The organism is Parabacteroides goldsteinii, assembly GCF_020091425.1.
Taxonomy (GTDB): Bacteria; Bacteroidota; Bacteroidia; order Bacteroidales; family Tannerellaceae; genus Parabacteroides; species Parabacteroides goldsteinii.
In genome coordinates, this window is the sequence record NZ_CP081906.1 from 6071033 (window position 1) to 6082942 (window position 11910).

The 11910-nt window shown below is 40.9% G+C and carries 14 protein-coding genes; 11 read left to right on the forward strand and 3 right to left on the reverse strand.

Annotated features, from left to right (window positions below):
• The first annotated feature begins 20 nt into the window (after nucleotides 1-20).
• From K6V26_RS24945 to K6V26_RS24995, 11 genes are all read left to right on the forward strand, one after another.
• Nucleotides 21-242 carry a hypothetical protein gene (locus K6V26_RS24945; protein ID WP_224264149.1) on the forward strand — a complete coding sequence of 74 codons (222 nt, stop codon included), beginning with the start codon at nucleotides 21-23 and terminating at the stop codon, nucleotides 240-242.
• Between the two features lie 198 nt (nucleotides 243-440).
• Nucleotides 441-803 carry a BlaI/MecI/CopY family transcriptional regulator gene (locus tag K6V26_RS24950; RefSeq protein ID WP_009860035.1) on the forward strand — a complete coding sequence of 121 codons (363 nt, stop codon included), beginning with the start codon at nucleotides 441-443 and terminating at the stop codon, nucleotides 801-803.
• Nucleotides 804-824: 21 nt separating this feature from the next.
• On the forward strand, nucleotides 825-2819 hold the full coding sequence (locus K6V26_RS24955) for a M56 family metallopeptidase (protein WP_224264150.1): 1995 nt from the start codon (nucleotides 825-827) through the stop codon (nucleotides 2817-2819).
• Nucleotides 2820-2838: 19 nt separating this feature from the next.
• Complete coding sequence (locus K6V26_RS24960) at nucleotides 2839-4416, forward strand: tetratricopeptide repeat protein (RefSeq protein ID WP_010800885.1); 1578 nt, start codon at nucleotides 2839-2841, stop codon at nucleotides 4414-4416.
• Between the two features lie 70 nt (nucleotides 4417-4486).
• A complete protein-coding gene (locus tag K6V26_RS24965; protein WP_224264151.1) occupies nucleotides 4487-5683 on the forward strand; it encodes a 6-bladed beta-propeller in 1197 nt (398 codons plus the stop codon).
• Nucleotides 5684-5710: 27 nt separating this feature from the next.
• On the forward strand, nucleotides 5711-6892 hold the full coding sequence (locus K6V26_RS24970) for a tetratricopeptide repeat protein (RefSeq protein WP_224264152.1): 1182 nt from the start codon (nucleotides 5711-5713) through the stop codon (nucleotides 6890-6892).
• A gap of 10 nt (nucleotides 6893-6902) precedes the next feature.
• The gene (locus K6V26_RS24975; RefSeq protein WP_224264153.1) at nucleotides 6903-7226 is read left to right on the forward strand and encodes a hypothetical protein; all 324 of its coding nucleotides are present in this window, start codon (nucleotides 6903-6905) and stop codon (nucleotides 7224-7226) included.
• 49 nt (nucleotides 7227-7275) lie between these two features.
• Nucleotides 7276-8454: a 6-bladed beta-propeller gene (locus tag K6V26_RS24980; RefSeq protein WP_010800882.1), complete on the forward strand. Its 1179-nt coding sequence runs from the start codon at nucleotides 7276-7278 to the stop codon at nucleotides 8452-8454.
• 14 nt (nucleotides 8455-8468) lie between these two features.
• A complete protein-coding gene (locus K6V26_RS24985; protein ID WP_224264154.1) occupies nucleotides 8469-9671 on the forward strand; it encodes a 6-bladed beta-propeller in 1203 nt (400 codons plus the stop codon).
• 25 nt (nucleotides 9672-9696) lie between these two features.
• Nucleotides 9697-10371 carry a 6-bladed beta-propeller gene (locus K6V26_RS24990; protein WP_224264155.1) on the forward strand — a complete coding sequence of 225 codons (675 nt, stop codon included), beginning with the start codon at nucleotides 9697-9699 and terminating at the stop codon, nucleotides 10369-10371.
• 63 nt (nucleotides 10372-10434) lie between these two features.
• A complete protein-coding gene (locus K6V26_RS24995) occupies nucleotides 10435-10860 on the forward strand; it encodes a hypothetical protein (protein ID WP_224264156.1) in 426 nt (141 codons plus the stop codon).
• 88 nt (nucleotides 10861-10948) lie between these two features.
• Here K6V26_RS24995 and K6V26_RS25000 read toward each other — a convergent pair whose 3' ends face one another.
• Genes K6V26_RS25000 through K6V26_RS25010 form a run of 3 tightly spaced genes read right to left on the reverse strand, consistent with a single transcriptional unit; the run spans nucleotide 10949 to nucleotide 11858 of the window.
• On the reverse strand, nucleotides 10949-11167 hold the full coding sequence (locus K6V26_RS25000) for a hypothetical protein (RefSeq protein WP_010800879.1): 219 nt from the start codon (nucleotides 11165-11167) through the stop codon (nucleotides 10949-10951).
• A complete protein-coding gene (locus K6V26_RS25005) occupies nucleotides 11164-11640 on the reverse strand; it encodes a DUF3990 domain-containing protein (RefSeq protein WP_224264157.1) in 477 nt (158 codons plus the stop codon). Before K6V26_RS25005 ends, K6V26_RS25000 begins: the two co-directional genes overlap by 4 nt.
• Nucleotides 11637-11858 carry a DUF3791 domain-containing protein gene (locus tag K6V26_RS25010; protein ID WP_010800877.1) on the reverse strand — a complete coding sequence of 74 codons (222 nt, stop codon included), beginning with the start codon at nucleotides 11856-11858 and terminating at the stop codon, nucleotides 11637-11639. The genes K6V26_RS25005 and K6V26_RS25010 overlap by 4 nt, the downstream gene beginning before the upstream one ends.
• Between the last annotated feature and the right edge of the window lie 52 nt (nucleotides 11859-11910).

Genomic DNA, 11910 nt, shown 5'->3' on the forward strand with positions numbered 1-11910 from the left:
CAAAACAATAAAAAAGCCGTATGAAGAAGATTAATATTACAACTGGCGTTCTGGTGATCTATCTGATTGTGATGAGTGTATGGGGATGGCCCGGAAAACAGCCCGATCCGGACTGGGTACAGTATTTCTCGGTAATGGGAGTATCCTTCTTCGTCATTCTTCTGCTGCGCTATCTGCAAATTAAGCGGATGAAGATGCGGGATAAATGGAAAGAAGAGAATCGGCATTCAACAGAAAAATAGGATATATTTCGTTTAAAACGGGCGAAATCTTGTTTAAAACGGGTGTAGGATTCGTTTTAAACGAGATTTATCGGATACATTGATTGGAACCGAAAGGAAATCGTTTGTATTAATCTTTAATACTTCTTAACTTGTTTCTATTTGCAGATATACGATAATTTCGTAGATTTGCGATATAATCGTAAATAAATAGGGATCATGGAAAAATTAACAATGCAGGAAGAAGAAGTAATGCGCTTGATTTGGCAGATTGGGCCTTGTTTCGTTAAAGATATACTGGCTAAGTATGACGATCCGAGGCCGCCTTATACAACACTTGCTTCTATTGTAAAAAATCTGGAACGTAAGAAGTACGTGAAGAACAAACGCTATGGAAATACGTATGAATACACTCCGCTGATCCCGGAGAGTGAATATAAACGTACCTTTATGAGCGGTGTTGTTCGTAACTACTTTGAAGATTCATACAAAGAAATGGTTTCTTTCTTTGCCAAAGATCAGAAGATTTCGGCAGAAGATTTGAAAGACATCATCGATTTGATAGAAAAAGGAAAAGAATAAACCTTTTAACACCTTATTACCATGACACCGGAATTTGCCTACTTTCTGAAGGTGAATGTAGCCTTTGTACTCTTTTACGCCTTCTACCGTCTGCTCTTTTATAAGGACACATTCTTTAAGTTGCGCAGGGCTTCCCTCCTTGCTTTCTTTGGTTTGGCGTTGCTTTACCCATTGTTGAATATTCAGGACTGGGTGAAGGAACAGGAGCCGATGACGGAGGTGATACAGATTTACTCGGCTATATTGCCGGAGATGACAGTAACCCCAGAGGTCGTTGTTAAAACAGACTGGAAAGGAATCCTGCTTTCGGCAAGTTCATATATGTACTGGGGTGTCATGGCTCTTTTATTTGTCCGTTTTTTTATTCAGTTAAGCAGTATCCTGCTGCTGGCTTACCGGAGTAGACGGACTGTTATACACGGCGTACCAGTCTACCGGCTGGATAAGCCTGCCGGACCTTTTTCATTCTTCAAAATGATCTTCATACATCCGGAAAGCCATTCGGAGAAAGAAATAGATGAGATACTTACACACGAATGTACCCATGTTTTCCAGTGGCATTCGGTAGATGTGATGATTTGCGAGCTGATTACCGTCATATGTTGGGTGAATCCCTTTGCGTGGCTTTTGAAACGCGAAGTGCGTCATAACCTGGAATACCTGGCAGACAATACCGTTATCCAATCCGGATACGACTGCAAGAGCTATCAGTACCATCTGTTAGGCCTTGCCCACCATTATCAGGCTGCAGCAACATTATATAATAGTTTTAACGTATTACATCTAAAAAACAGAATCAGTATGATGAACAAAAAGAGATCCCACGGGATCGGAAGAACAAAATATCTGATATTCATCCCTCTAGCAGCATTTTTGATGCTGTTGAGCAACATTGAGGCGGTTGCCCGTATCACGGGAGAAATCGCAGCTGAAGCTGTTGCCGGGGTAAAGGAAGCGACTGAAATAAGTGTGCTTTCGGAGGATGATGTGAAAGTGTCAGGTCAGGTAATTGACGATTTTAACGGGCCGGTTATCGGCGCGAATGTGATTGTAAAGGGTACTAATGTTGGTACCATTACGGATACGGAAGGTTATTTTGTGCTGGAAACGACAAAGAATGCTGTTCTCCGCTTCTCTTTCCCGGGTATGAAGGCGAAAGAAGTCGCAGTGAAGGATGTGCAGGGTAAGTTGAAAGTACAGTTGTACTCGGATGGAAGTGCACAGGGATCGCAGTCTGCTCCTCCCCCTCCTCCTATGTCACCTCAGATATCTACAGACCCCTCGGATCTGGTTTTCACAGTCGTGGAAGTGATGCCTGAATTTCCGGGCGGACAAGGTGCCTTACTGCAATTTTTGGCAAAGAGTATTAAATATCCGGTAATCGCTCAGCAAAATGGTATTCAGGGACGTGTAACCTGTTCGTTTGTGGTGGGTAAAGATGGAGTAATCCGGAATATCGAGGTCATTCGCGGGGTTGATCCGTTGCTGGACCTGGAGGCTACCAGGGTAATATCCATGATGCCTAAATGGAAACCGGGTATGCAAAAGGGGAAAGAGGTCAGTGTGAAGTATACGGTGCCGGTGACTTTCCGTTTGCAAGGAAAAGAGGACAATAAACCAACACCTCTTCCTGCTGGAGAGAGTGATAATGGAATCACTGTTGTAGGATATGGCGAACAGAAATCAGCCGATACTTCCGGCCAGGTATTTGCAATAGTGGAAAAGATGCCACAGTTCCCGGGCGGTGAAAAAGCAATCAATGAATTTATTTCAAAGACGTTGCAATATCCGGTCATTGCACAGGAAAATGGTATCCAGGGAAAGGTCGTTTGTTCATTTATTATAAATCAGGATGGTTCGGTCACAGATGCTGAAGTGATTAGTGGTGTTGATCCTTCTCTGGATAGGGAAGCGCTGCGTATCGTTAGTGCAATGCCTAAATGGACTCCCGGTACGCAACGGGGAAAAGCGGTTCGTGTAAAATATACTATGCCTGTTACTTTCACATTGCAGTAATCACTAAAACATAGAGCAGATGATGCACAAATATACTGTTTTGCTTCTTCTCAGTGTCCTGTCCCTTATGGGGCAGGCACAGAGTCTTTCATTTCAGGAACTACTCAATAAAAAGAAGTTCACAGAAGTGATCGCCCTGGCCGATAGTCTTACTCCGGCAGATTCTGCTGATTATGTTACTATGTCGGCTATCGGCCAGGCTTACGAAGGTGTATTGGAATATAATGAGGCTTACCGGTGTTATCAGCATTGTCTGCAAATGGATACGACGAATGTCGATGCCTTAAGTTCCGTTGCCCGGGTAGCTATGAACCTGGGAAAAGCTTCCGTAGCCCAGGATTGTTTTCGGAAAGTACTCGAAAGCGACAGTACCGATTTCTATGCTAATTATCAATTAGCCCGCCTGTATTCCCAGATTGGCGATTATGAGAATGCCGTGTTGCAGTTCAATGTGTTGCGCGATCAGGATACGACAAAGGTAAATCCTGTTATTTACCGGAATATAGCTGATTGCTATATGAAAATGAATGCCATCCCGGCAGCTACGATCTGCTATTTTCAGGCTTATAATGTTAACCGTGAAAATGCCGGATTGGCCAGTGCTTTGGTGAATTGCCTATACCGGATGGGAGGTCCGAATATACAGGACGGATTATCCATTTGTGATACGGCGTTGTTTTATAATCCTGGAAATCATGCGTTGCGTCGCAGTAAGGCTATGGGATTTTATATGAATAAACAGTATGCCCAGGCTGATACGTTATATGGAGAATTGTTTGCAGAAGGCGATACCTCTTTCCTTACATTAAAATATGGGGGTGCTTCGCGTTATCTGGCCGGACGTGCCATGGATGCGATCGATCTGCTGGAATGGGCGTATGGGAAAGATACGACGGATGTAGAAACGAACCTGTTGTTGGGTGCTGCTTTAGGTAAAACATATGACCGTAAACGGGCCTTCCTGTTGTTCGATCAGGCAGAAAAGTTGATGCAGCCGAATGAAGCATTGGTGAATATGTTGTTGACTTCCCGTTCAGAGACTTTGTTCAAAGATGGGCGTCAGCGTGAAGCTGAAGGGTTGCTTTATAAAGCCTGGCTTGCCAATAAGGACCGGCTGGACTTATTGTTCCGTATTGAACGGGAGTATTCCAACTGGGGACCGGAGTATAAATCGGCAGAAGATTTGGGCAGGGCTTTGTTTGCCAAGGTTACATTCCTGAGAGAATATTTTCTGACCGGAAAGAAAATGCAGGGATTCCAGCGCTATCGTTCTATACTGCAATATCTGTATGAAGATGCTTTCTTTACGAATAAGACAGAACTGGTGATGATTGCCCCGGACAATAAGAAAAGTAAGATATCGGCTGAAGACTTAAAGTCTATAATAGACCGGTTGCCGGATATCTCGCAACTTCCGGAGGTAGAAAGAAAACATTATCAACAGATGGAAGAAGTGTTTAAAAAGAGGAAAGAAAACGGAGTCGGAAGTACAAAATCGGAGCCTCTTGACGAGAACTCGGAAGCGTTTAAAGCAGGAATGAAAGCTGCTCAAAAGTATCTTGACAGTCAAAAGAAAGAAGAGCAAAAGTCGGAATAACTAAATAAGTACGGATAGACTAATTATATCAATTCCGTTATACAGGTAATAACTTTAAAATAATCCGATTATGAATAAATGGAGTATCTATAATTTAGTCATAACCTGTATGTTATTGGGCGCATGCGGAGGAAAGCAGTCGACTGAAAAGACAGTTGTTTTAGAGGAAGAACAACATGGAACCGAATTTCCGATAACTGTCCCTTTTGAGATGGGGATAGAGAATGAGCGTGAAGTTTCTCTAAGCCAGATAGCAGAAAAAGTCGAGTATATTCCGCTTGAAACAAAAGCTGATTGTTTGTTATCCAATTATAGAGGGTATATTCAATATATAGCCGGTAATTATATTATTCCATGTAGCCGGGGCGTTTATATGTTTGATGGTAAGGGTAAATTTGTCCGTCGAATCGGTCGTCAAGGACAAGGTCCCGGTGAATATAGCCTTGTCTTATCTTTAGATGTTGACCGCGAGAATGAACTGATTTATTTGTTGGATAATGGAAAAGTGAACGTATACTCATTAACCGGTGATTACTTAAAGAGTATACCTCTACCCGAAGTGAGATATGCAGCGATATTGAATGACAGTATTTTGGCTTCATTCATCTATAATAGTTCCGGACAAATGAAGGACCGCATTCTCTTGTTCAATCAAGCCGGCGATAAGGTAAAAGTTTTTCCCCGACATGATCTGTTTACAATAGAAAAAGGGGTTACATATATGATGATGGGAAGTAATGACCGCTATCTGTTTCATTATGATAATCATTTATGTTTTAAAGATTATTATTGTGATACCTTATATACTGTTACGGAGAATGAATTACAGCCCAGATACGTTATTCAGTTGGGCAAATATGCCATGCCGCTGGAAGCCCGGTGGGAAAATCAAAGAGGCGATCAAAATAAATTTACAAAGATAGCCTCTTCTTATCTTCGCGTCAATGTGATGGAAACGGACTCTTTCCTTTTTATGCCTTATAGCCATTGGGCAGGAGAAAAAAGCCGCTTGGAAGAAATACTTATATATGAGAAGAATACTCAGGCTTGCTTTAAAGTCGCCGGCAATATAATCAAGAATGATCTGGAAGGGAAATTACCTTTTATACCTTATACTTCAATAGGTGATAATTTGTTGTTAAGTATATGGACTCCTTCGGATATATTAGAACAGGCTGATAAAGATTCCTCTATTCTGGAACATCCGCAGTTGAAAGGATTGAAAGAAGATGACAACCCGGTCCTGATGGTCGTTCATTTTAAGTAGAGCTAAATAGGAAAATTAAAAGAGTTTATGATGAAATATACTATTGTCCTTTTTTTCAGTATTCTTTCTTTTGTTGCACAGGCGCAAAACCTTTCTTTACAGGAGTTGGTGAACAGAAAACAATTCCCGGAAGTGTTGGCTCGGGCGGACAGTCTTACGGCAGCCGATTCGGCCAGTTATACGACTATGTCGGCTATCGGTCAGGCTTATGAGGGAATGTTCCGGTATAAGGAAGCCTATACCTGTTTTCAATATTGTTTGTCAATGGATACAACGAATGTGGATGCTTTGAATGCACTTGCCCGTGCTGCAATTAATTATGGTAAGATTACGGAAGCCAAACGTTGCTATGGAAAAGTGCTGGAATCGGATAGTCTGAATTTTTACGCCAATAATCAGTTGGCACGTCTTTATTATCAGTTGGGTGATTATGATAAATCGATGGATCATTACCGGACTTTAGCATCCTACGAGAGTGATAATCCGACTATTCTGGCCGGTTTGGCGGATTGCCATATGAAAAAAGGCGGTATGAATATGCTGATTGCTTTGGAACTGTATACCCGTGCTATGGAAATCAATCCGGAGAATATCCGTGTGGCCTCTTCCCTGATTAATTCATTATTATGGAAAGGAGATGGAAAAACTGCTTTACAGGTCTGTGATACCGCCTTGTACTATAATCCCGATAACCGGCCGATTCGGCAAAGCCAGGGAATGGCTTTGTATATGACTAAAAATTATTTGAAAGCGGATACCGTTTACAGCGGCCTGTTAGCGGAAGGTGATTCGTCTTTTATCAATCTGAAATATGCAGGTGCCTCCCGCTATATGTCCGGCCATGCAATAGATGCCGTGGAACCGTTGGAGCTGGCTTACGAAATAGATTCGACAGACGTGGAAACAGTCTTGTTGTACGGAGCTACATTGGGTAAAACCTATGACCGCAAACGTGCCTATCAATTATTTGACCAGGCAGAAGAGTGTATGAAACCAAAGAAGTTTTATGTCAATCTATTGGCCTCTTTCAGAGGAAGTACACTCGAACGGGACGGTCGTTTCAATGAAGCGGAGAAAGTCTATTATGAAGCATGGAAGAAAGATCCGACACAGTTGAATTTACTATATGAAATCAATAAGCACTACTGGCTAAGGGAGTCGGAAATGTTTAAGGATGAGGAAGTTGTTACAGAAAACCCTTTTCAGTAAATACACTTACATGACTGAAATGATGAAGCGGAAAGAATCTAAAGAGAACTTGTTTGGCTTTCGTTATTTCTTTGAAGACTTATATCAGGAGGCTTTCTTCCGTAATATTACTGAACTCACAATGCTGGCTCCCGATGGTAAAAAGAGTAAACTAACCATGACCGATTTACAAAACGTTATCAACCAACTTCCAGAGCCTTCAGACCTCGAACGGAAACGTCGTGAAGATATGAAAGCTGCCATGAAGGAATATGAAAAGAAAAATAAGAAAAAAGAGATAGCAGCAAGGGATTCGGCAAATGGCATCCATATCGAAGGAAAAACCGGCCGATAGAGGATGCCAATGACAGAAAATGAAATATAACCTTTAAACTAAAATAGATATGGGAAAACACGTCAGAATTATAGGAATATTATTACTTGCTTTGTTTTTTTGTCCGGCTATGGCGCAAAAGAAGATTGCTTTTGCCGAAGGAGTAGATGAACAGAAAGAAATAAAGTTAAGTGAGGTCGCTTCCGGAGTGAAATATATTCCGTTGGAAACGACAGCGGAATCGTTGCTGGATAAAGATATTTTGAATGTGACTTTTGCCGGTGACTATCTGTTTGTCTGTGATTTTGTTAATCTGTTCCAGTTTACGCCGGAAGGTAAATTTATTCGTAAGATAGGAAAGGCAGGAGAGGGGCCGGGGGAATATGCGAAATCTATTCTGGCTGTTACTTATGATGAAGATGCAAAACAGATTTTTATATCTGATTTTAGAAAAGGCAAGGTGCTGGTCTATTCTTTTGAGGGTAAATATTTGTATGACATCAATACTCAACGTGGATCGATGACTACTTATAGAGATAAAACCGGAAATCTGTTTGGGATAACCAATGAGTACCTGTATACGAAGGACAAAAGAGGCAAAGAATTGTTCGTGTACAATACTAAAGGAAAGGAATTGTATAGCTACCATTTCAGACCGGAACAAGGAGTCCGTTATCCGGGGATTATCTTCAGTTATGGTATTCTTTATGATTATCAGGAAAATACCTATTATAAAAATCCTTTAGAAACGACAATCTTTCGCTTGGAAGGGAAAAAAAGAATTCCGGCATATAAACTGGATCTTTCGCAATATGAAAAATTATCGGGTGAAGATGATGCTATCATCGCTATAGACAAGAAAACGAATACGGGAACCAACCTTCCCAATAAAGCCGCTGAAAAGAAATTCAGTTTCTTCAATGTCTTTGAGATAACCCATGCGATAGGTGTGGAGTATGCACAGGGACAAGGTCGCTGTTTAGCCTGGTATGACAAAGGGAAAGAAACTGTTTGCCGTGTCCGTTCCCCGAAAGCCGAATGGGATGGTTTTACCGATGATATGGAAGGTGGTTGTCCTATCTTTCCACGTTTTGTCAAAAACAATAAGATGATCGGTGTTGTCTCTGCTTCTGTTCTTTTGGAGAAAGTAAAGCCTGAAAATGCCAAAGGTTCTCTGAAAGATCTCTTGACGAACCTGCGAGAAGACGATAATCAAGTAATACAGGTCATTCTATTGAAAGATAAATAACAAAATACACAAATATGAAAACTATCAAACACTTGCTTTTAGGGGGATTTTCCCTTTTGTTGCTCTCATGCGGAGGAAAGAAGTCCGGTGATCAGCCGGTTGAAAATATATCGGAAGTGCCTGAATATCCGATAACAATCTCCTTTGCCAAGGGCATTGATACGGAACAGGAAGTCCGGTTGAGTGAAATTGCCAGGGAAGTAAAGGTCGTGCCGTTGGAAACAAAGCCCGAATGTCTGGTTGCCAAAGTATCTCAGGGTATGATACAGATGGTAGATCATAACCTGTTTATTCCATGTAGCGAAGGGTTATTGCAGTTTACAGATGACGGAAAGTTTGTCCGTTCGGTAGTCAAGCGGGGACAAGGACCGGGAGAATACAGCATAATCCGGTTTATAGCGGCTAACGACAGGCTGAAACAAATTTATATAATGGATAACGGAAGGATTCTTACCTATACAATAGGCGGTGACTATGTAGGAGAGTCTAAAATACCTTTCTGTTGGCAGTTTACTTTGTTGGGAGATAGTGCATACGTCGGCTACATTTATAACAATACCGGCCAGAAGAAAGACCGGCTTGTCCTGGTTGACCGGCAGGGAGAGACACTGAATACTTTTCCTCAATATGATCAGTTTACGATTGCCAATGGGTTGAATTATTATTTGTGGGGGTATTACGACCGTTATCTCTATTCTTTCAGGGAAGAAGCCTGTTGTAAAGAGTATTATAATGATACGGTCTTTACGGTTACCCCGGAACGGCTTGAACCCCGCTATATCCTGGATTTGGGAAAGTATAAGATACCGAAAGAAAGGCGTTTTGAAGTTCTGGAAGGAAATTGGCAAGCCTATTCAGAACCGGCACAAGCCTATCTGCGACCGGATTTCCATGAAACGTCTCAATGGGTATTTCTCCCTTATACCTCCTGGGATGTTACCAACAAAGATGAGTTACCCCGTCTGGCCATGTACGATAAGAAGAAAGGCGCTTGCTATAAGGTGAAAAACAATCGTATCATAAATGATATGCAGGGTAGTTTACCTTTCTATCCGGAGACCCGCATTTCGGATGATGTATTGCTTTATTATCTTGAAGCACCCGAGGTGATGGAGTTGGCGGAAGATGATCCTTCTATCCTGGAATATGAACAACTGAAAAATCTCAAAGAGGATGATAATCCGGTATTGATGATTGTTTATTTGAAGAGAGATTGAATCACGACTTTAAATCAAGGGCATTATGAAAAAGAAAAACTTATTTTTGTTTATGTTGCTGCTTTTAAGTAGTTACTATGATATGGATGCACAAGATGTATCCCCTGTTAAAATACCGTTTGAAACAGCTTTAAATACAACGAAAGAACTAGTCTTGAGCCAGATTGCAGCGGATGTGAAAATAGTACCGTTGGAAACAACGAAGAATTGTTTACTCTCAAAAGTGAAAGCAGGTGCTATACAGATGATCGGACATGATATTTATATTCCTTGTGATATGGGACTGCTTCAATTTTCCGATGACGGTAAATTTGTTTGCTCTGTTTCCCGTAAAGGGCAAGGTCCCGGTGAATATGCAAATATCCGCTATGTCGCTGTTGATAGAGTACAGAAGCAAATCCATTTATTAACTAATGGAAAAGTACTGGTTTTCTCGTCGGAAGGTAAATCTTTGAGGGAAGCCCGGTTCCCGATGGTGTGGCAATTAGAACTGTTGGGGCAAGATACGTATGTTTCTTATGTATATAATGGTAACGGAAAGAAAAGAGAGAAGATTGTTTTGTCTAATATGAAAGGAGAACAGATAAATACTTTCCCGCAATACGATCAGTTTACTGTCCCGAGCGGAATGACGTTTTATAATACAGACCCTTATGACAGATACTTGTATCAGTTTGCCGGAAACACCTGTCTGAAATAGTTTTATAATGATACCGTTTTTACTGTAAAGAAGGATAAGCTTATACCGCGTTATATCCTTGACATGGGAAAGTATAGATTGCCCGATAAGTACCGGTTTGAAGTATTGGATGGAAACTGGGAGCGCTTTAATGAAGTCTCAGCTCCTTACTGGCGTCCTAATATGGTGGAAACCACCCGTTCGGTTTTCGTTCCTTATTCTCCCTGGAAATTTGAAGATCGTATCAAAGGACGCAAGCTGGTCGTATACGATAAAAAAGGGAAAAGTAGTTATAATGTAAAAGGCGGATACATAAAAAATGATATGAATAGCCGGTTACCTTTTTATCCGAATATCCAGACAACGGACGATGTGGTTATTAATCTGTGGGAGGCAACGGATATTCTGGAACTGGCAAAAAAAGATCCTGCTTTGTTGGAACATAAAGCTTTACAGAACCTGAAAGAAGATGATAACCCTGTTTTGATAATCGTTACAATGAAAAAATAATACTGATTACTATTATTGTTCCGCTACTAATAACTTGTTTAAGTGAACAGCCGACCCCTGTCCGGCTTCACTATGACGAGATAATACCTTATCCCATCACGCCTGTTCTTATTTCGGTTTCGAGATAAGAGTAAATATAATATGGACTTTGATAATACAACTCCGTAGCCGGGTTGGACAATTTAGCGAAGGTATCCGATGTATAAACCGTATCCAATGCGGTTTGTAAATCCATCCCCAAACGTTCCATCAGTAAGACAACTAAGTCTGCCGTAACCGATTCAACCATATAATCAAAGTCTGTCATAATCTTCTTAGTAAATGAATTGATTTTTCAGTTCCGAAATAATACTGGAAAGTAATTCCTTTCATATATTTTAATCGATGGAGAATTTCTTGTATATCAATAGATTTATCTTCTAATTTCTTGATCTGTAAACCAACCTTATCATTTGCTATCGGTCCATAAACGATATCATATTGAAATACGGCATTTCCATTTTTACTATTTCTATTTGCAAACACAAACTGCGCCCATTCCTCTGTATATGAACTGAATATTTTCACTGATAGATCAGTTCCGTGAAGATAGGTTTCATCAAACTCGTAACGAGTCACTATCGGTTCTCCACCTAAAATAGCAGATTTAAGAGCGGCCATATGAAAAGCTTGTTCTTCATCCGAAGACAAATAGAAACCTTTCCCAAAATCCTTGTTAGGTTTAGAGCGAGTTAAATCTATATTTTCTATAATGACATTGGAACCATGGTAAAGTATCATGCGATAGCCCCTCCCTGGCGTTGGCAATAAAGTGTCAGATAAGAAAGAGCTTCTTTAAAATCGAGCGTATGGATAGCCTCATAGTGCTGCTCCAGGAAGTCAATCCCGTGAAAACGGCGGATATAACGGTAAGCTTGCTGCTTATTTAAGCTATTCCGTTGTGCAAACGCATCAATCATAGCCGCTATAAATTCCACTTTGTCTCTTATGTTACTCATTGATATAACCTTTTTACAAAGAAACAGGATTTTTCCTGATTTTCCAAATAGA